Raw genomic sequence first — 24,446 nt, 5'->3', positions numbered from 1 at the left:
AATGTGCTAAACCTAAAATCGGTTAAATCGATACGGAGCGGGGTCGACGAGCGGCGAGTCATTCATGACAATATCCGCTGCGAGTTGTCCCGCCGCTGGGCCAGTACCAAAGCCATGTCCCGAGAAGCCTGTCGCAACAGTCAATCCAGGAATGTCTTGGACACGGTCAATCACCGGCATGGAGTCCGGGGTCACATCAATCAAACCTGCCCACGATTCTTCTAATTCTGCGTCTTTGAAAATGGGCCAAGCGTTGATGGTATTGCGCATGGCATCATCCAATAAGCCATGATTTATTCTGGGTTCGCGAACACGAATGGATTCAAATGGAGAGCGCTTGTTGGCTGTCCAAGATCGAGGCGTCGATAAGTCTTCAAAAAACTCTTTGCCAAATGAAATGTTTAACGCGTCTTTCCCGAAGCGTAATTGGTCTTTGAATTGCAGACCGATCTTAAGGTGATCCAAGGTCAATGGGGCATCGACTTTGCCCCGTTGCATGATGATAAAGCCACCATCTTGGTGCTTACGAAATGAGAAGTCTGAGCCACCTACGGCAATCTCAGTGGGACCTTTGATCGGCTTGGTTCTTAATACCGAAGCAATGACCGGTAGCGTAGGCAGTTGCACTCCCAGATTACCTAAAAATCTTCGGGACCAAGCGCCACCTGCTAGGAGGACTTGATCACAGCGAATTTCCCCCAGCTCGGTGATAACACCAGAAACTTTGCCGGCTTGCATACTCAACGTTCGAACGGCGCACTGCTGCACGATGGTCGCGCCATATTTGATGGCAGCATTTGCGATGGCGCTGGTTGCTAACGTTGGTTCACCGCGACCATCCGATGGGGTATATACCGCTCCTTTCCAAGTGCCATTACCGCCGGGGACAAGCTTATCTAGCTCTGCTTTGCTTAAGAGAGTGGAATCGAGATCCAGACCTGCGACAGAGTTCAACCATTTTTCATGAATGGCCATCTGCTCATCGGTGTCCCCAAGGAACATGATGCCTGCCTGACGATAGCCAACGGGCGCATCAACTCGCTCAGACAGGTTGCTCCAAATTTTGTCAGCGGCTTGCGCCAATGGAACGTCTTCTGCGTGGCGGCTGGTTTTACGAATCCAGCCCAGATTTCGTGAAGACTGCTCGGCAGCAATGTGACCTTTTTCAAGAACCACGACGGGTACTCCGCGCTCTGCTAGTGTCAGGGCCGCACAAATGCCGACAATGCCACCGCCAATAATAACGACAGAGGTTGAATCCGGCAGTTGATTGGTGGTGTTAACTTTGACAAGTGTTTTTAACATGGCGTTTTCCAAAACAAAAAAGCGCTAAGAGGGCTTAGCGCTTTGGCTGTATTACTGGGTCAATAGGACTTCTTTGACTTTTGCTTTAGCGGAGCCGCGATAAGCCGTCAGCTCTAATTCCACTTTATAAATGGTTGAACCAAGTGGTGGGCAAGTCACGGTCGTCGCAGGGTTGATGCCTTTAAACTTCTCACCAATGACGGCCATCACAACCTCGGTATCCGCTGGGTTTTGAATAAACACGCGAGACATCACCACATCACCAAGAGAAGCATCAACGCTGTGTAGGGCGCTTTCGATGTTGGCAAAGACTTGTAGTGTCTGTGTCGTTACATCTTCGGGAATCTCTTTGGTAACAGGGTGTCTGCCGGCGGTATTGGAAACAAAGATCCAGTCTTCTACCGCCACCACTCTTGAATAACTGGCTTTCTCTTCAAACACGTTGCCTGTTTTTACTTTGATAATATCGGTCATAAAATGCTCTCAGCGTATTTGATTAGCGCAGGGTTGGTGTGTCCCAAAGGTTCAGTTTGACGCCTATGTTTTGGTCAATGGCGTTTTGATAAATCTTGGTCGCCCAAGCCACGTCTTCTGTGGGTAGACCGCCAACTGAGAGTACGATGATTTCATCGTCATTCTGACGTCCAGGTGCCTCGCCAGCACAAATGGCCCCCAGATCTTCCAGTTGATCTTTGGTCATTAAGCCTTCGTCAATCATGTCCATAAAACGACAACCAATGATTGGGATGTACATGTGAGCAGGTTTTGGTGCTTCTTCATGCCACGCTTCGTACAGGCCGATGTTGTCCATGACTTTGCGAACATCATTGGCTTCTAGCTCCGCATCAAAGCGGCAATAGGCGGGCATGGAAATGTACGCGCCAGGTTTGACCCACTCGCGTTTTACGATTGGGTAAGTGCTGACATCGCCGGTTTCACCAGAGTTGCAGTAGGTAACGATGTCGGCGTCACGGACGACTTCCTCTAAGGTATCCACCACTTGAACATTGGTGATTTGCGGGAAGGTTTGGTTAACCCATGTTAAGAAACTGTCCAAGCTTTTCTGACCACGTCCTTTTACCTTCAAGGTGTCGATATTTGGACAAGCGGCCATGAAGGCTGCGATAGACGTTTTGCCCATCACCCCTGGGCCTAACAAACCAACCACTTTTGAGTCTTTACGGGCGAGGTGTTTTGCACCAACACCTGGAACGGCACCGGTGCGGTACGCAGACAGTAGGTTAGCGGACATGTGAGCAAGCGGTGCTCCGGTGTCGGCGTCGTTCAAAGTGAACATTAAAATCGAGCGAGGTAAGCCTTTTTCACGGTTTTCAATGTTGGAACCGTACCATTTCACGCCGCAAGTCTGGTAGTCGCCACCCAGGTACGCAGGCATCGCCATTAAGCGTCGATCAGGAGTGTGTCGTGGCATGGTTGGAATGTCAGGCTGCTCAGGAAAGGTGACCATGGCACCGTGAGAGTCATTGTTTGGTCCCGCCATGCGGTAGTCGCCTTTGTGCAGTAGGGCGAACATATCTTCCATTGTGTCGACACAAGTCGGCATGTTGGTCACGCCAGCTTTGATCATGTCTGGTTCTGATAGGTAAATGAAATCGATTTTTGTGTTGTCGGACATGGTTTTAACCCCTCAAATTTGGTCATGACGAGAACGTCTAATGTGCTGTTTTACTGATTGAAGAAATGTGCTTCGGATCGGATTTATTTCATCCTAGGGCGTAAAAAATGGCGGGTATTGAACTTTTGCGACACGATTAAATGTCTTTAACTTGATAGAAAATATGGCATCTTGCTTGCAACGTGACGCTATCGTCTATTTTTGCAAGGTGTGGGTATGGCTCATCAAAATACGATTGATCGTCTCGGTAAAATTCGTTCGAAGCAGCCTTGGCTGGTATTAAGTGCGGCAGAAAAGTTTTCGGTGGCCAGTTCTACGAACCCAGCCATATCGCATTTTTACAGTTTTGAAATGTCTCGCTCCAAGCAAGAAACCATTGCCATACCTGATGGTTGTGTCGACATCATCTTTGACTGCGATGCGAGTCGTCCCACAGCAGAAGTGTTTGGTACGCCCATGGAGGCCATTGATATTCATTTGGTCGAAGATCATCGTTACTTCGGCGTTCGATTTGCGTCAGGCATAATTCCAGATTGTTTAAGGGTGTCAGCGCAGGAGTTAATAGAGCACCACTTTAGCTTACAAGACGTGATTCCCCATGCAAATCAACTGTTTGAGACGGTTGTCAGTCAGTCCAACTTTTCCGATCAGGTAGCGTCATTTCAGCAGTTTTTTGAAGGCAAAAGTGCTCGTCAATTGGCCCCTTTAACACAGGCTGTGGTGCAGCGAATTTTTGCTTTACAGGGCAATGTTAGGATCGATGAGTTAGCCGAATTAACCGGCTACACTACACGCACTATTCAACGTCAATTTCGAGCAGATATGGGCATGACCCCCAAGCAATTTGGACGGATTGTACGTTGCCAATCGGCGGTTTATCAGATCAATCACAGTGATCAGGTGGTGTTTTCTGATATGGCGTTTGATCTAGGTTTTAGTGACCAACCGCACTTCTTAAGAGAGTTTAAAAAACTGGTGCATGCTACGCCAATGACTTATCAAAACCGTGTAAAACAGCAAACTTACCTCGAACGTATACAGCATTTTTGATCAAGACTAGGGCGCGTTGTGCTCGCCTCGCACATTCCTTGTGCGGTTTTTTCTCGCTTCTCGGGCATCTGTTGAACAAATAACATGATATAACCATGGCTCTTTTTGAATAATTCGGACGATTTTCCGCTTATGACCACGGTTTGGTTGACGATTTTGGCCCTTGTTGCATTCGCTGCAAACTCTGTTTTTTCCCGACTGGCGTTGGCTGAGCAGTGGATTGATGCAGCGGGGTTTACCATGGTACGGCTTGTAACAGGCGCATTGGTTTTACTGCTGTTGCTGTACTTTAATCGCTTGTCTTCTTCTAAACGTGCGCTAAAGGCAACGAGTCCAATGGGCTCTGAAGCAGCGTCTTCTAAACGAGGTAGCTGGCTAGCGGCCTTGATGTTGTTTGTCTACGCGGTGGCTTTTTCTTACGCCTATTTGCAACTGGAAACCGGCAGTGGTGCCTTGGTGTTATTCGGTATGGTGCAGCTCACCATGGTAGTTGCCACCTTTGTAGAGGGGCATCGATTGCGAGGGCTTGAGGTCATAGGCATATTGATCGCTTTTGCAGGACTGGTGTATTTAGTCCTACCACAAGTATCAACGCCTTCGATTATGGGTGTAGTGCTTATGGCGTTAGCGGGGATGGCGTGGGCCGGTTATACCTTATTAGGCAGAGGCTCTAACGCACCTTTGGCAGACACCAGCTTCAATTTTTTACGAACGGTACCCATGGCACTTTTACTTGGGGTGATGACGCTGGATCAATGGTTCGCCACACCACAAGGCCTGCTCTTGGCTGCGCTATCTGGCGGTCTGGCTTCTGGTGTCGGCTATAGTATTTGGTATCGTGTACTGAGACACTTAAGTGCAACCCAAGCAGGTGTGCTGCAATTATTGGTACCAGTAATCGCCGCGATCGGCGGCGTTCTCTTTGTGGCGGAGCCACTCAGTATGCGGCTGATCATCTCAGCCGCATTGATCCTAGGTGGGATTTACCTAGTGATTCAAACCAAGGCTAAAACTGCGTAACAGTGAAGTCTTCAACGCAGCTGCCTTTAGCGTAGTCAGTGAGTCTCCAATCTTTTTGTCAGGCACTTTGTCATAAAGCAGCTGTGCGGATCTTCTTTGTAATTTGCGAAGGGGCCGCAATACTCGAAGCCAAACTTTTCATAGAGTCTGCGCGCTGGCAGGAAAAAGTCTTGTGTCCCTGTTTCTAGGCTTGCATATGAATAGCCACGTTCTGCTGCAACGTTCAAAGTATGTCTCAAGAGTTGTGTTGCAATGCCAGATTGACGTACTGCGCTGGAGGTTCGCATTGATTTTAATTCAATATGGTTTGGCGTGAGTTGCTTAATTGCTAAGCATCCTTGCAACACGCCATTTATCCAGCCGCTGAAAAAGGTGATATCTGGTGAACTCAATGCTTCTACATCCAAGGCATGGACACACTCAGGAGGAGATACTGCGTACATATCTGCAAGGTGCTCTTCCAATAATTTGATCACTTCACCACAAGAAAGATCATCAATTTTAATATCCATTGCTACAACTCTTTTTAAATAGGGCTATAGCTTTGTAGCAAGAATCGCTCCAATGACCTTTTGTAGCTGGTGTTGTATATGAGGCAGTTTATTCTGGTCTAAACCGTACTCATGATGGGCGGCTTTGTCAGTGTCGAGGTATGTGGCTTGGGAAAGCTCTAGTTGAATAGCGTGGATACCTTGCTCAGGCTGTCCGAAATGACGAGTAATGTAGCCACCTTTAAAACGGCCATTGGTCACTTGGCTGTAGTGTGGCTCGATCACTTGATTCACCGCATGACGAATACGCTCATCACAAGACAAGCCTTCATTCGTGCCCCAGTTAAAGTCCGGTAAGGTACCTTCAAACAACATAGGTACCTGCGCCGCGATACTGTGGGCATCAAATAAAATGGCGTAGCCAAATTTGGCCTTTAGCCGAGCGAGTTCTTGGGCGATGGTTTCATGGTAAGGGCGCCAAATATGGTCTTTGCAAAACTGGCGATGTTCTGCAGAAGGCTCATGGCCCGACTGGAACACGGGCTGATCGGCAAATAAAATGTCTGGGAACAGGCCAGTGGTTTTCGTTTGGTACAGAGGTTTATCATCATAGGGGCGGTTTAAGTCGATGACAAATCGAGAATAGTTGGCTTGGATAACACCGACGCCCAAAGTTTCTAAAAATGGGTAGAGCTCGGGAATAAACCAATCTGTATCCGGCAAGCATTGAGCGTCATCGGTCAGTCCTACGTTGACCTCATCGGTGAGCTGCGTGCCTGAGTGAGGCATGCTGACCAATAAGGGTGTATCACCTTGTTGAAAGTGAAAGGCTGGTGTTTTCAGTACTGCGCTCATGAACAAACCTCCCCTTGATAAACCCGTTGTAAGACAAATTGTCCCCCTAGCCAATAGCTTAATTCTCCGGGGGATTGCACATCCCAATGGACAAAGTTGGCTTGCTTACCAACCGCTAACGTGCCGACCTGTTGTTCCATCCCCAATGCTTTAGCGGCATGAATAGTCGCTCCTGCTAAGGCTTCTTCTGGGGTCATACCAAACAAGGTGCAGGCCATGTTCATCATCAGACGTAAGGACAAAACAGGGGCTGTACCAGGGTTGGCATCGGTCGCGATGGCCATGGGTACATTGTGCTTACGGAACAAATCAATGGGCGGTTTTTGTGTTTCACGTAAAACATAGAAGGCGCCCGGTAAAATGACGGCGACGGTACCAGCATCCGCCATGGTTTTGACATCGTCCTCGGTCACGTACTCTAGGTGATCTGCTGATAAAGCTTGATAACCGGCTGCCATTGCGGAACCACCTAGGGAAGAAAGTTGCTCCGCATGCAGTTTTACCGGTAAACCAAGCGCTTTCGCCGCCTCGAAGTAACGTTGCGTTTGTTCAACAGAGAAGCCAATGCCTTCACAAAAAGCATCCACTGCATCGGCTAGCCCGAGTTGAGCAACCTGAGGCAGAATCTCTTGGCACACATAATCGATGTAATCGTCTGGACGCCCAGCAAACTCTGGTGGCAAGGCATGGGCGGCTAGGCAGGTAGTTTTGATATCCACTGGATTATTGTCGAGCAGAGTTTTGGCCGCCTGCAGCATGGCTATTTCACTTTGAGCGTTCAAGCCATAACCGGACTTAATCTCTATGCTTGTCACACCGTCCGCCATCAAGCTATTCAGACGTTTCTGTGCAGAGTTCACCAGTTCGGCAACATTGGCAGCACGGGTGGCATTAACAGAAGAGACAATGCCGCCTCCGGCTTTGGCGATCTCTTGGTAAGTTGCGCCATTGAGTCGCATTTCAAACTCATTGGCGCGATTACCACCAAAGACCAAATGGGTATGACAGTCCACCAAGCCTGGTGTGATTACCCCACCTTCCAGTTGATAGGTGTGTTGGGCTTGATGCGCGGGCAAGTCTTGCTTTGCGCCCAGCCAAGCGATGCGGCCTTGTTTAACCGCCAACGCACCGTCTTCAATGACGTTGTATTGACCGTTTTCTAAGGTCGCAATCTGAGCGCCAATCCATACACTGTCCCAATCCATCATGGTGTCTGCCTTACTCATTTTGTTTGGTCTGTCCTTCTCTTTTTATGCGCTCAAGCTTGGTAACAAGCCTGCTGGCATCAAGCCATTGTGCGCGGCTTCTTTTAACAAGGACGTGGCTTTCTCAATGTCCGCAGCGAAGTAACGATCTTTGTCGTAGAACGGTACATGGGAACGTAGTTCCGCTTTCGCTTGTTCAAGGATTGTGGTCGATTTCAATGGCGCACGGAAATCCAGACCTTGAGCCGCAGCCAAGATTTCGACGGCTAAAATACCACGGGTATTTTCTGACATATCGCGCAGACGGCGTGCCGCAAAGGTGGCCATCGAGACATGGTCTTCTTGGTTGGCTGAGGTAGGCAAGCTGTCTACTGAAGCAGGGTGAGCAAAGGTTTTGTTCTCACTGGCAAGCGCTGCCGCGGTGACTTGCGCAATCATAAAGCCAGAGTTGACGCCGCCATTGTCCACTAGGAACGGTGGTAATTTACTTAGGCCGCTGTCGATCAGAAGTGCCATACGACGCTCCGAAAGACTGCCGATTTCAGCAATGGCGAGGGCCAAGTTATCGGCTGCCATAGCAACGGGCTCAGCGTGGAAGTTACCCCCTGAAATGATGTCGCCATCTTCAGCAAATACCAATGGGTTGTCCGACACCGAGTTCGCTTCCACACGCAGTGTGTTCGCCGCATTGCGGATTTGCTCTAAGCAAGCGCCCATGACTTGTGGCTGACAACGCAGAGAGTATGGGTCTTGCACCTTTTCACAGCCCACATGGGAGCTGCCGATATCACTGGTATCACCGAGAAGATGACGGTATGCCGCCGCTACATCGATTTGAGTTTTATGACCGCGAACAAGGTGGATACGCTCGTCAAATGGACGACGGCTACCCAAAGCCGCTTCGACCGAAAACGCACCACAGATAATGGCGCTGGCAAACAAGTCTTCTGCTTCAAATAGACCTTCTAGGGCAAATGCTGTCGAAGCTTGAGTACCATTAAGTAGGGCTAAACCTTCTTTTGGTGCAAGGGTAATTGGTTCTAATCCCGCTACCGCAAGAGCTGCTTGGCCAGATAGGATTTCGCCTTTGTAGCGCGCTTTGCCTTCCCCGAGTAATACCGCGCTCATATGCGCTAAAGGAGCCAAGTCACCTGACGCGCCTACCGAGCCTTTTTTCGGAATGCATGGGTAAACTTCTTTATTAATCAGTGTGATCAAGGCTTCGATCACAGAAAGGCGAATGCCAGAGAAACCACGCGCCAAGCTATTCACTTTAAGGGCCATCACCATTTTTACGGTGGCATCGTCCATCAAATCGCCAGTACCCGCCGCATGGGATAACACGATACTGCGTTGTAGCTCTTCGAGATCATCAGGGGCAATACGCGTATTTGCCAATAGACCAAAGCCCGTATTGATGCCGTAAACGGTGCGATCTTCTCGGATCACATCATCGACGACTTTAGTACTGGCTTCGATCGCAGGAATCGCTGCTGGGTCTAGGCTTAATTTCACCTTACGACGACTGATTTGGCGCAAGTCCGCTAGGGTAAGTTGGCCGGGATTAATAGTGAATTCAAACATGTTATTTCGTCGCTCTTATTATTTTGCTGGAGTAGTAATCATTGGCAGGTGCAAACCCTGCTCTTTAGCGCAATCAACGGCAATATTGTAACCGGCATCCGCATGACGCATTACCCCAGTTGCTGGGTCATTATGCAAGACACGAGCAATGCGCTCAGCGGCTTCGTCGGTACCGTCACAGACAATCACCACACCTGAGTGTTGTGAGAAGCCCATGCCGACACCGCCACCGTGGTGCAGTGATACCCATGTTGCGCCAGAGGCTGTGTTAAGCAGCGCATTAAGTAATGGCCAGTCGGACACTGCATCCGAACCATCTTGCATGCCTTCCGTTTCACGATTAGGGCTGGCAACCGAACCTGAGTCTAGGTGATCTCGCCCAATCACAACTGGCGCTGACAGTTCACCTGAGCGCACCATTTCATTGAAGGCTAGGCCAAGTTTGGCACGTTGACCAAGACCTACCCAACAAATACGTGCAGGCAAGCCTTGGAACTGAATACGTTCGCGAGCCATATCTAGCCAATGATGAAGGTGCTCATCGTCTGGAATCAACTCTTTAACTTTGGCATCGGTTTTGTAAATGTCTTCTGGGTTGCCGGATAGGGCTGCCCAGCGGAATGGGCCAATACCGCGACAGAATAGCGGACGAATGTAAGCAGGAACGAAACCTGGGAAATCGAACGCATTGTCGACGCCTTCTTCTAAAGCCATCTGGCGAATGTTGTTGCCGTAGTCAAACGTCGGTACGCCCATTTTTTGGAAGGCAAGCATGGCTTCAACGTGTACCGCCATGGTTTGTTTCGCGGATTTCGTTGTGCCTGCTGGGTCTTTCTGTGCTGCGGCTTTGTATTCATCCCAGCTCATGCCTTGAGGCAAGTAACCGTTTAGCGGGTCGTGGGCAGAGGTTTGGTCTGTGACCATGTCTGGGCGAACGCCACGTTTTACCAACTCTGGCAAAATATCCGCTGCGTTACCACACAGCGCGATAGAGATGGCTTTACCTTCTTCGGTGTAACGTTTGATGCGGGCTAGGGCATCGTCTAGGTCGGTCGCTTGCTCATCCACGTAGCGTGTACGCAGACGGAAGTCGATACGGCTCTGCTGACATTCAATGTTTAAAGAACAAGCGCCAGCTAAAGTTGCTGCTAAAGGTTGCGCGCCGCCCATGCCACCAAGGCCTGCTGTCAGAATCCAGCGTCCTGTTAAGTTACCATCGTAATGTTGGCGACCTGCTTCTACGAAGGTTTCATACGTACCCTGCACGATGCCTTGGCTGCCGATGTAGATCCAAGATCCCGCCGTCATCTGGCCGTACATAGCCAAGCCTTTGGCGTCTAGCTCGTTGAAGTGCTCCCAAGTCGCCCAGTGTGGCACTAGGTTGGAGTTGGCAATCAATACACGCGGCGCATTCTCATGGGTTTTGAACACACCAGCAGGCTTGCCAGATTGCACGAGTAGCGTTTCGTCGGTTTCTAGGTTTTTCAGTGTTTCAACAATCTTGTCGTAGCATTCCCAGTTACGCGCGGCGCGGCCGATACCACCGTACACTACTAGTTCTTCTGGGTTTTCGGCCACATCTGGATCTAGGTTGTTCATTAGCATGCGCAGCGGCGCTTCAGTCAGCCAGCTTTTTGCATTAAGAGTGGTGCCGTGTGGCGCACGAATTTCACCTTGACGGTAGCGATTGTTCGACATGATGTGTTCCTTTTAATGAATCTGTGCTCTATGTGTAAACATGTATATACAACTTAATTTAAACATAAAAGGAATTTCTGCTTTGCGCAAGGATTTTTTACGGCGGAAGTCCCTTAGCTGGAAAAATGTCCGAATAATTGGAAGCGATTACCTGGATGAAGTAGGCGCGCAGCGGTGACGATTTGATCCCCAGACCAGGTGCGGCGCTTGATCTGTAGACAAGGCTCGTGGTCATTAATGTCCAGCAGCTCGCACTCTCTAGCGTTAGGTAATACTGCTTCGACTAAGTGTTCCCCTTCGGTCATTGGCGCGGCTTTCATCAAGTAGACGTACGGCGTTTCTTGGGTGAAATCTTGCTCGCCATATTCTGGTGCAAGGGTAGCGTTGACGACACGCTCTTCCAATTGAATCGGTTGATTGTCCTCGAAGTGCAGGATCACTGAACGGAAAATCTCTTGGTTGGTGCGCATCCCTAAGTTGATGGCTTCTTCTACAGAGGCTTTGCTTTTGGTGAGTTGCAATTGTTTTGCGTGGTACTGACCGCCTCGTGAGGCCACTTCTTCGGCGATGTTGTGCACTTCAAACAGGGCAGAGTGAGCCTTTTTTTGTGCCACAAATGTACCGAGCCCTTGCTGTCGAGTGAGTAGCCCCTCTGCCGTGAGCTCACGTAGGGCACGGTTTACGGTCATTCGACTGACATTCAGCGCTTTAACGATCTCTGCCTCTGATGGCACACGTTGGTTCGCTTGCCATTCCCCAGAAGTCACTTTTTGAGTGATGGCTTGTTTGAGTCTGGCATAAATCGGCGCAGGCGTGTCTGGCAGATCGGCAAAGAAGTTCACTAGCAAAGGATGGATCGAGTTGGCCACGTATCGTCCTACATCGCGATTAAAAACAAACCAAAAGTATACCTTGGTTACTTGTATTTAAAAACATTAAGTTGTATATACAATTAGTAAATATTTAGTTTAGGTGATTTGCTATGACGCGCTACTTTACAAAACGGGCTTATTTAGAACACGGTTGGGCCGACAATGTTTGCTTTACGGTGGAAAATGGACACTTTGCTCAAGTAGACGTCAATGTTTCTCCTACTTCAGCAGATATTGTATTGGACGGCCCAGTTCTACCGACGGTTGCCAATCTGCATTCCCATGCTTTTCAGCGCTTAATGGCGGGCATGGCAGAAATCGCCGCTAATCCTGAAGACAGTTTTTGGAGTTGGCGTGATGTCATGTACAAGACTGCGACACAGCTGACACCAGAAGAACTCGAAGTCATTGCCAGTAAGCTATACATCGAGTTGCTTAAAGGGGGCTTTAGCCAAGTTGGAGAGTTCCATTACTTGCATAACCAAGCTGATGGACAAGTGTATTCCAGCGCAACCGCCTTGGGCGAAGCGGTACTGAGTGCTGGCTCACGAGTAGGAATGGGGATCACATTGCTACCTGCCTTGTATCAATACGCGGGGTTTGGCCAACAAACTGCCAATACAGGGCAGCAACGCTTTATTCAATCCACCGAACAATATATTGAGCAATATAAGGGCTACGAAAAGCGAGTGGCCGGATCGACGCTGCACAAATTAGGTGTGTGCTTTCATTCCCTTCGGGCTACCGACTTTAAGGCTATGAAGGACGTGCTCAAGGCAGTGGATACCGGACAGCCGATTCATATTCACATCGCAGAACAAAACAAAGAAGTGCAAGACTGCTTGGCGTTCTCTGGTCAGCGCCCAGTAGAATGGTTGGCTCAAGTAATGGGCCTATCGCCGCGCTGGACCTTGATACATGCGACGCATCTTTCAGACAGTGAAGTGCAAAGCATTGCACAGTCAGGTGCGACCGTTGGTATTTGTACAACCACGGAAGCCAACTTGGGCGATGGGATCTTTCCCGGTACCACTTATGAACAAGCTGGAGGTCATTGGGGCGTTGGTTCTGATAGTCATGTCAGCACTTCCTTGCAAGAAGAGCTTCGCTGGTTTGAATACGGTCAGCGCTTAGCCCAGCAAAAGCGCAATCGCTTATACAGTGAGCAGCAGCCTCATATTGCGGATCACTTATTTGCCAAAGCATTACAGGGTGGCAATCAAGCCTGTGATGTACAGTTGGGTATTCGCGTTGGTCATCGCGCCGACTTTATGGTGTGGGATAAAACTGAGCCTTTTGTTCATTCCAGTCAGTCGAAAGACTTGCTCAACCGTTGGTTGTTTGCCTTAAGTAATAACCCGATCAAAGACGTTTATGTTGCAGGCCAAGCAGTGATCACTGATCGACAGCATGAGCTTGATACAGGCGTCAATCAGGCGTTTGCGAAGATCGTAGACAAGTATTTCGGATAATCTTATAGCCATCTAGGTACGGCATTTTGATACTGTCGATAGGTATCTGGAAACTGCTGTGCTAGATGGCGCTCTTCTTCATTTGTTTGACGCAAAATGGTGATCACACCGACCGCAAGACACAGCAGTGAAAAGAGGGACGGTAAGGCAAAGAAGAATCCCACTTGGGAGGCAAGAACGCCAAGGTAAATCGGATTACGGCTGATGCCATATACCCCGCTGGTGACTAATCGTGTCGGACCTTGTTGATTGATCCCAGACGTCCAGCAGCGGCCTAGCATAAAATGCGTAGCGATGGCCCATGCGAACCCAGTGGTTAACAGTGCAGTACCAGCAAGGATGATCCAATCTGCCAAGAGAACGGGCAAGAGGCCAAGGTATTGATCGACACTGGGATAAAAGTAACGGATGACGCAGGTAAGCCAGATCCACACCCGAAAGACATCAAATATCTTGTGATGCCACCAATTGGCGGAAAACACTGAACCATGAAACACCCGCTCGGTATGTGTCACACGCTTTAAATACAAAATCCGCGTGGTATAAAACAGCGCCACAAAGGTATAAAAGCAAGCCAGATAAGCGCGGTTGAATGTGATCACATCACTGGTGAATTCAATGGATAAGGCTGTAGACATGTCGAAAACGAACTCCGTTTGGATAGGGTGCCCGCAGAGCGATCACAGACAAGGTAAGCCATTGTTCCACAGAATGTGCTGAACCTAAACCTTTATGAGTTGAAGTGTGGTTTAGGTTCAACCGCCGTTATTTTGCTGGGTGATGGGTCATCCAGTGTTCAGCGATATCACAGCGGCGTGTTATCCACACATCGTCATGGGACTGCACGTAATCAAGGAATTTCTTTAGTGCCATAAAGCGTGCAGGTTTCCCCAGGGTGCGACAGTGCATACCAATTGACATCATCTTCGGTGCTGTTTCACCTTCGGCGTAGAGACAATCGAAGTTGTCTTTTAGGTACTGGAAGAATTCATCACCATGGCTAAAGCCATAGGGTGATGCGAAGCGCATATCGTTACAGTCCAGTGTGTACGGGATGATCAGATGCGGTTTGGTTTTGCTTTCATCCTCGTGGTGAGGCACTTCAACCCAGTAAGGAAGATCGTCACCATAATTGTCAGAGTCGTATTTTAGCTGTGGCTGCTCTGCCACCAGCTTACGCGTGTTTGGTGAGTCACGGCCCGTGTACCAGCCCATTGGCATGACGCCAGTAATGTCTTTGATGATTTGTAGTGCTTGTTGCATGTGCTGGCGTTCTTCTTCAATGGACATTTCTTGGTAATGAATCCATTTCAGACCGTGGCACACTAATTCGTGGCCGCCTTCGACAAAGGCTTTTGCGACGTCTGGATTACGTTGCAGCGCCGTTGCGATGGCGAAGATTGATAAGGGTAAGCCGCGCTTTTCAAACTCATTCAATATGCGCCACACACCATTACGAGAGCCGTATTCATATAGGGACTCCATACTCATGTGGCGATCTTTAAACGGCTGCGCACCAAAGATCTCAGATAAAAATGTTTCGGCGTGCTCATCTCCGTGTAACACACAGTTCTCGCCACCTTCTTCGAAGTTCAGTACAAATTGCAGTGCGATACGGGCTTTATTCGGCCATTCTACCTTGGGTAAGTTGTCGCGACCGTATCCGGCGTAATCTCGTTCTAAATAATGTTTCATGCTGTACTACCTTATGCTAGCGATTCCAATGCTCATAGCGGCCGATAAAAGGTTTGTTGACAGGCGCGCCATATTGACCAGTTTTGGCGGTCTTAAGTCCTAACTGGTGCAAACTTTCTGCCAGTTTTACCGCCGCGGCAACGCCATCCACAATTGGTACGGGCAGTTCAGCTCTAAGGCGGTCCACTAGGGCGGACATGCCTGCGCAGCCCAGAACAATGGCTTCTGCACCATCTTCATTGATAGCCGCCAGACATTCATCGCGTAACTGACGGTAGGCGCTTGGTTCAATATGCTCTAACGCCAGTACTGGTATATCCGTTGCTCGCACGCCACTGCACAGGTGCTGGTAGCCATATTTGTGTAGTAGGTGCTCACTAGCTGGGACTGTTCGAGACAACGTCGTCACCACGCCAAATTTATGGCCGACCGTGCTGGCGAATTTGAAAGCGGCTTCAGCAATACCGATCACAGGGGCATCTGCCAGTTCACGGGCGGCATCCAGTGCTGGATCACCGAAGCAGGCGATAATGTGCGCATCGACGCCCATTGCTTTGCCTTTTTGAACTTGATCCAACATTGCCGCGCCGGCAATGACTTCATCAAACGCGCATTCGATGCTTTTAGGGCCATGCTCTGGTGTGCTGGCAATGATGTCACTGTCTGGCAATGCGATCTGGCGCGCACTAGCCGCCATGGCGTCGGTCATACCCGCGCTGGTGTTTGGATTAATAATTTGGATACGCATGGGGTCACTCTGCAAACAGACGATGGAAGTCGATGTTTTGTTCTTCTTGGCTTTCCAGAACTAACGAGGCTTTGATGTCTTGCAGGTGATGAGTCATCCACTGGCGAGCTTTCTTCGTTTCCTGTTGATCCAGTAAGTCCAGAAGTTGGGCATGGTCACCGCAATCACAACTCACGCTACTACGGGTTCCATACGCGGCAATGACCAACGAGGAGCGATAGCACAGTTGCTCAACAAAGGCGGCCAGCACACTATTGCCTGCGATCTTGGCTAGCTCGTAGTGAAAACGAGCTGTGGCTTGGATTTGGGTGGCCATATCCCCTTGGTGCTCAGCTTGGTGTTCATCCTCCACTAGATCACGAAAGTACTCTGAGTGGTCTTTGCTCCAGTGTTGCTGTAATGAGGAGATCAGTTGAGGCTCGATTAAGATACGACTGTCGAGGACTTCGAGGGCTTCTTCTTCGCTTGGGTGATTGACTTGCGCGCCTTTGTTGCGAGCAATGACGACGAAATGTTCTAGCGCGAGGCGTTGCAGCACCTTACGAATTCCCGTGCGGCTGACGCCAAACGCTTCGGATAAACGGTCTTCTGGCAGGCGAGCACCAGGGGGTAATTGATGTTCGACGATGGCTTTTAATATCTTCTGGTAAATCTTTTCGTCATTCGACATATACGCTAACACCTATATAAATTGTATACGATGTATCGGATAAATTTGTATACATTGATTTCAATATAGCACGTCAATAATGTTTCAGCATCTTTAATTAGTGGTCATTAAATTGCGCACAATCATGAGGCTTTTAATGCTTTGCGTGTTACCTTTTGGGGCATAATTTGAATGTTTTATCGCTTAAATTGGAGAAAAGATGTGTGGTTTTGGGTTCTGATGAGTTGGCATATAAATTGTATTCAACGATTGTATACAATTAAACAAAAGGAACCTGCGGATGAAATCACAACTACCGGTGAGCCCACGGCTCAGTAATGAGGACTTAAAGCCTGATACCCAGCAAAAGTGGGGGTGGTACAGTATTTTTGCGTTTTGGATGTCGGATGTGCATAGCGTTGGGGGGTATGTATTTGCTGCCAGTCTATTTGCCTTAGGGTTAAATGGCATTCAAGTGTTTATCAGCTTATTGGTCGGTATCTCGATTGTTTTGGTGTTTGCTAATTTAATGGGCAAACCTGGACAAAAAGCAGGTGCCCCCTTTCCTGTGATCGCTCGTATGTCATTTGGTGTCTTTGGTGCCAATATCCCTGCGGTGATTCGTGGTTTGATCGCAGTTGTTTGGTACGGTATTCAAACCTTCCTAGCGTCCAGCTCTTTCATTATTTTGCTGTTGTATTTCTTCCCAGGTATGGCGACGCTGGCAGACGATAGTTTCCTTGGTCTTTCTTACCTTGGCTGGATTGGTTTCACTGCTATGTGGATCCTACAAGGCATTGTTTTCATGTTCGGTATGGACATGATCCGTAAAGTGATCGATTGGTCTGGCCCTGCTATTTACGTGGCGATGTTTGCCTTATGTGTGTACATGGTGAACCTAGCAGGTTGGGAAAACATTAGCTTTACTCTAGGCGATGCCAGCCTTTCTGGTATGGATGCCATCATGCAGATGATCATTGCGATTGCGCTGGTAGCGGGCTACTTTGCAGGGCCAACGCTGAACTTTAGTGACTTCTCGCGCTACTGTGCTAGTTACAAGCAATTGAAGTTCGGCAACCTACTTGGCCTGCCATTCAACTTTATCTTGTTCTCAGTGTTCAGCGTGGTGATTGTATCTGCATCGATTCCGGTGTTTGGTGAAATGATCACGGACCCAGTAGAAACGGTACGTCGCCTCGACTCAGGTATGATCACCGTATTGGGCGCAATGACCTTTATCTTCGCGACCGTGGGTATCAACATCGTCGCCAACTTCGTCGCACCAGCGTTCGACTTCTCTAACGTATCGCCACAGAAGATCAGCTTCAAAGCGGGCGGTTTTATCGCAGCATTTGGTTCGGTGCTGCTAATGCCTTGGAACCTATTTAATAACCCAGAAGTGATTCATTACACGGTTGATGTGCTTGCTGCCATGATTGGCCCGCTATACGGCATTATCATTGTTGACTACTTCTTTATTAAGAAAGGCAAAATCGATATCGATTCCCTGTATACAGAATCTGAGCAGGGCATTTACTGGTACGACAACGGTATCAATAAGAAAAGTGTCTACGCTCTAGTGATTGCCGGTATCGTCGCCATCTTCTGTAGCTTCGTCTTCACCGCATTGGCGAACTACGCACTGTTTATCGGCGGCTTCACCGCAGCGTTCTTATACCGCTATCTAATGGAGCCTGAGCGCGTCGCCTTGCACGGCTTAGACCTTGCCAAGCAAAGCTAATTGCTTCAAAAAAGGTCTGTTGTCCCTATGACTGACCTTGCCTCGTTTGCCTGCTGCGTTCTTCGAATCAGCAGGCTTTTTTACATTTCAACCAGCCAATAAAAGCCATAGCCTGCGATCAGTGCGGGGATAAATGAGTAAAGGGTCGCTAAAAAGGCGGCTTTCGGTGCTAAAGCGATGGCTGGAAAGAGTGCATCGCCGTCGTTACTGACGGCGTTAGCGATGAGAGCCGACAAAGGGATGGTGTTTTGAATATAGAAACTGGTCACAAGGATCTGAGGACCGCACCCCGGTAGCAAACCAATAAGTGCTGCGACTAAAATGGAACCACTTTGCCAAGTGTGCAGAAACTCAAATATCGTTTCACCACCAGCGAGCATGATCAACTCAAAAGCGATAAATGCGAGCACCACCCAGCTGGTCACAAATTGAGTGTCCTGAGCTACTTTCCTGAGCCAATGTTTAGGAAGCTCATTGGCGTTCTCCCTAGTCAATTCTGAGTAGCGGTCGCTTTTGGCAGACAGCGCCCAAAGCAACAAACAGCTAAAACCTGCCATGGCTCCAAGTGTCTCGATACTATGCTCTGGCAATCCAATAAGACCATTGACGTCATACTGCATGGCGACCAGTAATGCCACCGCTGTCATAGGAACAATCAAGACGCACCAGAAGACAATGCTTAGTTTCGCGATCAAAATATCTATCGTGTGCAGCGAGGGTTTTGACGTTGCGGTAGTGTCCCCATTCTGTTCATTAGTTGAGGGCATGGCTAATGGCGGTGAAGGCAGGAAGCGGTTGGTGAACAATCCAGATATTACCCCAACAGCCATACATAAAGGCAAAACGATCAGAGCATCTTGGGGACGCTGGCTGACCAATAAAAACGCTGCGTCTCCCATTGTACTTGTGAGTACAGCAACCACCGCACCGAAGCGAATTTGGCCTTTGGTGTATTGTGTGATGATAACAATGGCGCCTCCACAGCCAGGTAATACCCCCATAAGGCTAGCGAACAATACTTCTCGGTAAGGCTTATTATTAATCCATTTCTGCAGTCCTAGAGTATTTAGATGGTGGCTAATACCGTAGTAGATGGCTAACGTGGCTGCGACGAATGCAGAGACTTGTATAAACGCTTCGGATAGAACGCTGCTAATAGTGGATTGCAGCCCTGGAACCAGCCAGAGGCAGCCGACTAGCAGAGGTATGATGGCTCGCTTATTAGACATAACGAGCAGTAACGAATGTGGGTTAGTGAGCTTAATAGTGGCCATCATGATTGAAGTGCTTTATTTGCATATGGTAATGATAATGATTATCGATATTATGCATATAGTCAAAGCTTTTCGTGGCTTCTATCAACTTTTTCTAGTTCACATATAGCTAGAGATGATTATCGATCGCACAAAAAAGCCTTTAAAGTAGTACAATGTTGACGTTGTTGGCACACCCCTATTAAAAAGATAAGCCTTATTCATCCATAGAGCATCTTCGACTTACTAAGCAGTGGTATTGAAATTCATGAACGCAGAACATTCCCCTAACCAACTGGCCGAAACCCTAGCGGCGATTGTTGGGCCTAAGTACATCTACACCGATCAAGAAAAGAAAGCGCCTTACTGTAAAGGCTTTCGCTTTGGCAGCGGCGGCGCTTATGCCGTAGTCCGTCCAGGCAGTCTAGTTGAGATCTGGCATGTGCTTCAGGCGTGTGTTGACGCTGATGTCATCGTCATTATGCAAGCGGCGAACACCGGTCTAACGGGTGGCTCAACACCAAGTGGCAGTGATTATGACCGCCCAGTGGTGGTTGTCAGCACTATGCGAGTGGATGGCGTTCAGATTATCAAAAACGGTGAGCAGATCATTGGTCTACCAGGCAGTACTTTGTTTGGCTTGGAAGAAGACTTAAAGCCTCACGGTCGCGAGCCTCATTCAGTGATTGGCTCATCTTGTATCGGTGCGTCGATTGTCGGTGGTATCTGTAACAACTCAGGTGGTGCCTTGGTTCAGCGTGGTCCAGCTTACACAGAAATGTCTTTGTACGCGGAAGTTACGCCAGATGGCAAACTGGAACTGGTGAATCACCTAGGTATTAAGCTTGGCAATTCTCCAGAAGAAATCTTACACAATCTAGAGCACAAACGTTACCAAGAGTCTGATGTGTTGGACACGGAACAGCGTGCGTCAGATGTGGAGTATGAACAGCGTGTGCGAGACGTGGATGCGGATACGCCTTCACGCTTTAACGCCGATCCGCGTCGTCTACATGAGTCGGCGGGTTGTGCCGGTAAATTGGCCGTGTTTGCGGTACGTATGGACACTTTCCCGATCCCGGAAAAACAGCAAGTTTTCTACATGGGTACCAACGACCCAAGTGTGATGGAAGATATCCGTCGTCATATGCTGTCTCAGTTCGACAATATTCCTGTCTCTGGCGAATACATGCATAAAACCTGTTATGACCTGAGTAAAGAATACGGCAAGGATACTTTCCTTGTGATCGACAAACTGGGCACCAAATACATGCCAAAGCTGTTTGCGGTGAAGCGAACGGTGGATCGTATTTCTGGGAAGTTTAGCTTCATTCCTAAGCAGTTCTCAGATCGTGCTTTGCAGTTTATGAGTAAGTTTTTCCCGAACCACTTGCCTGAGCGCATGGAGTCATTCCGTAAGCAGTATGATCATCATTGGATTATTGAAACGGCAAATGCTGGGGTCGACGAAGCGCGTGCTTATTTGACGCAATATTTCCAAGATAACCCAGGCAAAGGTGGATTCTTTGAGTGTACTGAGCGTGAAGCGGAACAAGCCATTTTGCATCGTTTCGTAGCCGGTGGTGCACTAAGCCGCTTCCACCTGATTCAAAACAAACCGCAAAACCTTGGTTCAATCATGACCATCGACGTGGCTTTCCCACGTAACGAACGCGACTGGTACGAAACACTACCACCTGAGATTGATGAGCAGATTGCCGTGAAGATGTACTACGGTCACTTCTTCTGTCACGTCATGCACCAAAACTACATTCTTAAACAAGGTGTGGATGCTAAGGCTCTGAAGCAGCAGATTTTGGAAACCTTCGATGCTCGTGGTGCGAAGTACCCAGCGGAGCATAACGTCGGCCATGAGTACGCAGCGGAAGAAAGCTTAAGCTCGTTCTATAAGAAAATTGACCCGACTAACAGCTTTAACGCTGGTATCGGTAAGACCAGTAAAAAGAAAAACTGGGAAGCCTAAAAAACAAAGCCCGCTTCAATCGAAGCGGGCTTTTCTTTGGTGGACACTTACCTGCTTTTAATTTGCTTGCGCATTGTCTTCGTCCCTCGACGCGTCAGCGCAAATCCAAAATCAGGTAATCGTCTAGCAGATCATTCAGGAGTTAACTCAAATCTCCAATTTTTGAGGGGGCTCACACCTATTAAAACAGCTTTAAGATGCTTAAATGTCAGTCGCGACTGGCTGGTTGCTTTGCACTGACTCAATACACGCTAGAGCAACGGCGAGGGCGCGATGTGCATCGTTGCCATTTGGACCTGTTTGCTCGCCCGTTAAGATTGCTTCCACAAAGGCGCGAACCTGTGCCGTGTAACCTTCCGCAAAGATGTGCGAGTCCATGCGCCATGTGGCGTCTTCTGCGCCATTTTGATTGAACAATGTCATGTTGGCTTTGCGTACATCGCCCATTTGCACCATGCCCTTTGAGCCAAGTACTTCTGCTCGCACATCGTAGCCATACATGGCACAGAAGTTGGCTTCTGCTACGGCCATGGCGCCGTTATCAAAACGTAAGGTCACGGTTGCTGCGTCAAGGTGCCCATGACCTTTCGCATCTGGGCGAACGAGGGCGTCAGCCATCGCGCGTACTTCGGTCACTTTGGCGCCTTCGTTAAGCCATAATAAGGTGTCGAAGTCATGAATCAGTGTTTCGTAAAAAATTGTCCAAGTAGGAATCTTGAATGGGTCACCCCCCCATGGACCTGGATCACGAGTTAGTGAACGCAGTTGCTGTGGCTCACCAATATCACCAGCGTTAATGGCTGCTTTAGCATCGGCAAAAGCGCGATCCCAACGGCGGTTAAAGCCAATTTGATATGCAACACCCGCTTTCTTAGCGGCAGCACTAACGTCCTCTATCTCTGCTAGAGTCAGTCCTGCTGGTTTCTCACAGAATACAGCTTTGCCATGCTCGATAAAGTATTTGGAAATGCTGGCATGAAAGCGCGCTGGTGAGGCAATGATTACACCATCCACATCAGGATGATTGGCGATCTCCTCTTGGCTATCAGTAGCGTATTCACAACCCAATTTTTCTGCTAATGCTTTGGCGCCGTCGAGGTTCATGTCCAACACCCCAAATAGGTTTGCATTAGCCATTTTGAACGCAACATTCTCTGCATGGTGAGAACCCATACGACCTGCGCCGACAAGAACTAGATTGGCAGTTTTCTTACTCATTTTTGTTATCTCTTTTTTAACCATTGGAAGTGGCCAACGCTGGCAAAGTTTGCGTTGGCTAAACGTATTAAAGGTCTAGTGTAAAGGCAGAGCGGAAGGCTTCGAGTGCTGCTTCGTCATTACCTTTAGCGAAGGCCTCCATACCGACGGGGCCCCGGTAGCCCATGTCGTAAAGACCTTTTGCTACACCAGCGTAGTTAATTTCGCCAGTTCCTGGCTCACATCGACCTGGGTTATCGGCCACTTGTACTTCTCCAATCCAAGGGAGACACTTATCACACCAGCGCAGTAAATCACCTTCACCGATTTGAGTGTGATAAAGGTCTAGGTTGATACGCAGTTGCGGACGATTAACCGCGGATACGAGGGCTAAGACATCCTCGGTACTACCAAATGGACAACCTGGATGGTCCAGCAGGTTTAAATTCTCCAGAGTGAACACAACGTTCTCTTTTTCAGCAAGGTCACAAATACGATTCAGAGTATCCTGAGCTTTTAACCACATCGCTCCAGTGACATTCTCATGTTGCCAAATTGGAATACCGCCATCACCTAGCCCTGTGCCATGAAGGTTAAGGCGCTGTACGCCTAAACGTTTACCAACAGTGATGGTTTCTGCCGCGGACTGCAGTAGTTTTTCAGCCCCTTCATCATCTGCTAGGCGACCCTCTAAGTAACCATTCATAATGGTGTATGTTGCCCCTGTTTTCTCTAGCTTTTGAAGGTCGTGGTCAGGCCAATTCCATAGCCCAACTCCAAAGCCCATTTCATGTAGGCGTGAGGCGCGCCATTCTATTGGTTGGTCACGCCAAAGCATTTCTGCGCAGGCAGCCAATTGAAAAGGTTGATGGCTCATATCGTTTGATCTCTAAGTAAGTAGGTGTTACGTGTAAAGCGTTCGGCCACGAAAAAAGAGGCGGTATGGAACCGCCTAAAGGTTTCGAGGTGGGCAGTAGACAATGACCTACTGCCCATATTGCACGCGAGTGCAAATTGGTATGAAAAATTAGTTACGCGAGGCGTAATCTTCCATATTAGAAGGGGTTACAAGTTCAAATGGCACCCACACTTTTTGTGGGACTTCTTCGCCACGCGCCAGTTTGACTGCAATGTCAACCGAGCCAGCGCCTTGACCATGGGCATCTTGGAAAACTGTTACGTCGAGATCACCTTCACGCATCGCTTGTAGTGCGTCTTGGGTAGCATCAACACCCGCTACAACAATTTGATCCATCTCTTTACCCACAGCTTTCATCGCTTGAATAGCACCGATTGCCATTTCATCGTTGTTAGCAATAACGCCGCTAAATTCAACGCCTGCTGACAACCAGTTTGTCATAATATCGTTCGCCATGGTGCGTTGCCAAAGAGCTGTCTGTTTCTCAACAATTTTTATACCGCTACACTCATCCGTTTCTAATACGTCATAGATGTCTTGTGTGCGCTGTATACCAGTCTGATCGGTTAATGCCCCCATCAGTACGACGATTTCCCCTTGCCCATTCATCAGACGACAAACTTCTTTAGTCTGTAATGTACCTGAGTCGACTTCGTTAGAGGCAATAAAGGCTTGATTATCCGGAAGTAAATCTACGTTGATTGGTTGACGATTTACGTAGACTAGCGGGATATCTGCTGCTTGAGCATCATCACTCATTGAAACGGTCGCATCCGTATCAACAGGGCTTACAATGATGGCATCGACACCCGCTGCAATAAAGTTTTGGATTTGGTTAAGCTGAGTACCCACTTGGTTTTTTGCATCTTCTACTTGAAGCTCAACGCCATCCAGCTCACCACCACGTTCTTCGATAGCATTTCGTAGAAGGGTGATGAAGTTATCATCAAAAGTGGCCATTGAAACCCCGATACGTAAATCAGAGGCGAGCGCGCTCGTGCTTAGTAGGCTTGTAGCAAGTGCAGTGGATAGAACTAGTTTCTTCATATTTTTATTCTCCTAGCATATTTAG

22 protein-coding genes are annotated in these 24,446 nt (G+C 48.6%); 5 read left to right on the top strand and 17 right to left on the bottom strand.

The features are described from left to right. Positions 1-12: 12 nt before the first annotated feature. From ACXAC1_RS06135 to ACXAC1_RS06125, 3 genes are read right to left on the bottom strand one after another with little or no spacing between them, the layout of a single operon-like run. On the bottom strand, positions 13-1,305 hold the full coding sequence (locus ACXAC1_RS06135; protein ID WP_475059943.1) for an NAD(P)/FAD-dependent oxidoreductase: 1,293 nt from the start codon (positions 1,303-1,305) through the stop codon (positions 13-15). A 51-nt stretch (positions 1,306-1,356) separates the two neighbouring features. Beyond that, positions 1,357-1,779: a RidA family protein gene (locus tag ACXAC1_RS06130; protein WP_475059940.1), complete on the bottom strand. Its 423-nt coding sequence runs from the start codon at positions 1,777-1,779 to the stop codon at positions 1,357-1,359. A gap of 22 nt (positions 1,780-1,801) precedes the next feature. Next, positions 1,802-2,941 (bottom strand): tyramine oxidase subunit B, encoded by a 1,140-nt coding sequence (locus ACXAC1_RS06125; RefSeq protein WP_475059937.1) that lies wholly within the window; start codon positions 2,939-2,941, stop codon positions 1,802-1,804. A 216-nt stretch (positions 2,942-3,157) separates the two neighbouring features. On the opposite strand from ACXAC1_RS06125, the gene ACXAC1_RS06120 reads away from it, so the two are divergent. Next, positions 3,158-3,991: a helix-turn-helix domain-containing protein gene (locus ACXAC1_RS06120; RefSeq protein ID WP_475059935.1), complete on the top strand. Its 834-nt coding sequence runs from the start codon at positions 3,158-3,160 to the stop codon at positions 3,989-3,991. A gap of 132 nt (positions 3,992-4,123) precedes the next feature. Next, on the top strand, positions 4,124-5,011 hold the full coding sequence (locus ACXAC1_RS06115) for a DMT family transporter (RefSeq protein ID WP_475059932.1): 888 nt from the start codon (positions 4,124-4,126) through the stop codon (positions 5,009-5,011). A gap of 35 nt (positions 5,012-5,046) precedes the next feature. Here ACXAC1_RS06115 and ACXAC1_RS06110 read toward each other — a convergent pair whose 3' ends face one another. From ACXAC1_RS06110 to hutC, 6 genes are all read right to left on the bottom strand, one after another. Next, positions 5,047-5,523 carry a GNAT family N-acetyltransferase gene (locus ACXAC1_RS06110; protein ID WP_475059929.1) on the bottom strand — a complete coding sequence of 159 codons (477 nt, stop codon included), beginning with the start codon at positions 5,521-5,523 and terminating at the stop codon, positions 5,047-5,049. Between the two features lie 24 nt (positions 5,524-5,547). Further along, entirely contained in the window at positions 5,548-6,357 is an 810-nt protein-coding gene (hutG, locus tag ACXAC1_RS06105; protein WP_475059926.1) for an N-formylglutamate deformylase, read from the bottom strand. Beyond that, positions 6,354-7,583, bottom strand: coding sequence for an imidazolonepropionase (gene hutI / locus ACXAC1_RS06100; protein WP_475059925.1), 1,230 nt, complete (start codon positions 7,581-7,583; stop codon positions 6,354-6,356). Before hutI ends, hutG begins: the two co-directional genes overlap by 4 nt. 24 nt (positions 7,584-7,607) lie before the next feature. Beyond that, positions 7,608-9,146, bottom strand: coding sequence for a histidine ammonia-lyase (gene hutH / locus ACXAC1_RS06095; RefSeq protein WP_475059922.1), 1,539 nt, complete (start codon positions 9,144-9,146; stop codon positions 7,608-7,610). Positions 9,147-9,164: 18 nt separating this feature from the next. After that, complete coding sequence (hutU, locus tag ACXAC1_RS06090) at positions 9,165-10,844, bottom strand: urocanate hydratase (RefSeq protein WP_475059920.1); 1,680 nt, start codon at positions 10,842-10,844, stop codon at positions 9,165-9,167. A gap of 113 nt (positions 10,845-10,957) precedes the next feature. Next, positions 10,958-11,713, bottom strand: a complete 756-nt coding sequence (hutC, locus tag ACXAC1_RS06085; protein WP_133561189.1) for a histidine utilization repressor — start codon at positions 11,711-11,713, stop codon at positions 10,958-10,960. Between the two features lie 113 nt (positions 11,714-11,826). Between hutC and ACXAC1_RS06080 the strand changes: the two genes are divergently transcribed. Continuing rightward, the gene (locus ACXAC1_RS06080) at positions 11,827-13,188 is read left to right on the top strand and encodes a formimidoylglutamate deiminase (protein WP_475059917.1); all 1,362 of its coding nucleotides are present in this window, start codon (positions 11,827-11,829) and stop codon (positions 13,186-13,188) included. Between the two features lie 2 nt (positions 13,189-13,190). On the opposite strand, the gene ACXAC1_RS06075 is transcribed toward ACXAC1_RS06080, so the two are convergent. The 4 genes from ACXAC1_RS06075 to ACXAC1_RS06060 form a co-directional block, all read right to left on the bottom strand. Next, positions 13,191-13,826: a methyltransferase family protein gene (locus ACXAC1_RS06075; RefSeq protein ID WP_475059915.1), complete on the bottom strand. Its 636-nt coding sequence runs from the start codon at positions 13,824-13,826 to the stop codon at positions 13,191-13,193. Between the two features lie 127 nt (positions 13,827-13,953). Next, complete coding sequence (gene puuE, locus ACXAC1_RS06070; protein WP_475059913.1) at positions 13,954-14,883, bottom strand: allantoinase PuuE; 930 nt, start codon at positions 14,881-14,883, stop codon at positions 13,954-13,956. A gap of 16 nt (positions 14,884-14,899) precedes the next feature. Next, positions 14,900-15,631: an aspartate/glutamate racemase family protein gene (locus tag ACXAC1_RS06065; protein WP_475059911.1), complete on the bottom strand. Its 732-nt coding sequence runs from the start codon at positions 15,629-15,631 to the stop codon at positions 14,900-14,902. Positions 15,632-15,635: 4 nt separating this feature from the next. Then, the gene (locus ACXAC1_RS06060; protein ID WP_475059909.1) at positions 15,636-16,301 is read right to left on the bottom strand and encodes a GntR family transcriptional regulator; all 666 of its coding nucleotides are present in this window, start codon (positions 16,299-16,301) and stop codon (positions 15,636-15,638) included. A gap of 280 nt (positions 16,302-16,581) precedes the next feature. On the opposite strand from ACXAC1_RS06060, the gene ACXAC1_RS06055 reads away from it, so the two are divergent. Next, positions 16,582-18,021 carry an NCS1 family nucleobase:cation symporter-1 gene (locus ACXAC1_RS06055; RefSeq protein WP_475059907.1) on the top strand — a complete coding sequence of 480 codons (1,440 nt, stop codon included), beginning with the start codon at positions 16,582-16,584 and terminating at the stop codon, positions 18,019-18,021. Between the two features lie 80 nt (positions 18,022-18,101). Here the strand turns inward: ACXAC1_RS06055 and ACXAC1_RS06050 are convergent, their stop codons facing one another. Further along, entirely contained in the window at positions 18,102-19,298 is a 1,197-nt protein-coding gene (locus tag ACXAC1_RS06050; protein WP_475059905.1) for a putative manganese transporter, read from the bottom strand. Between the two features lie 244 nt (positions 19,299-19,542). On the opposite strand from ACXAC1_RS06050, the gene dld reads away from it, so the two are divergent. Then, on the top strand, positions 19,543-21,258 hold the full coding sequence (gene dld / locus ACXAC1_RS06045; protein WP_475059902.1) for a D-lactate dehydrogenase: 1,716 nt from the start codon (positions 19,543-19,545) through the stop codon (positions 21,256-21,258). Between the two features lie 201 nt (positions 21,259-21,459). On the opposite strand, the gene ACXAC1_RS06040 is transcribed toward dld, so the two are convergent. The 3 genes from ACXAC1_RS06040 to ACXAC1_RS06030 form a co-directional block, all read right to left on the bottom strand. Beyond that, a complete protein-coding gene (locus ACXAC1_RS06040) occupies positions 21,460-22,476 on the bottom strand; it encodes a Gfo/Idh/MocA family oxidoreductase (RefSeq protein WP_475059900.1) in 1,017 nt (338 codons plus the stop codon). Positions 22,477-22,543: 67 nt separating this feature from the next. Beyond that, complete coding sequence (locus tag ACXAC1_RS06035) at positions 22,544-23,332, bottom strand: TIM barrel protein (RefSeq protein ID WP_475059898.1); 789 nt, start codon at positions 23,330-23,332, stop codon at positions 22,544-22,546. Between the two features lie 150 nt (positions 23,333-23,482). Next, positions 23,483-24,421 (bottom strand): sugar ABC transporter substrate-binding protein, encoded by a 939-nt coding sequence (locus ACXAC1_RS06030; RefSeq protein ID WP_475059895.1) that lies wholly within the window; start codon positions 24,419-24,421, stop codon positions 23,483-23,485. Between the last annotated feature and the right edge of the window lie 25 nt (positions 24,422-24,446).

It is taken from the genome of Marinomonas sp. AWM4_232, from assembly GCF_056158325.1.
The sequence above is the reverse complement of the archived record's forward strand: the minus strand, read 5'-3'. Positions and strand labels throughout refer to the sequence as shown.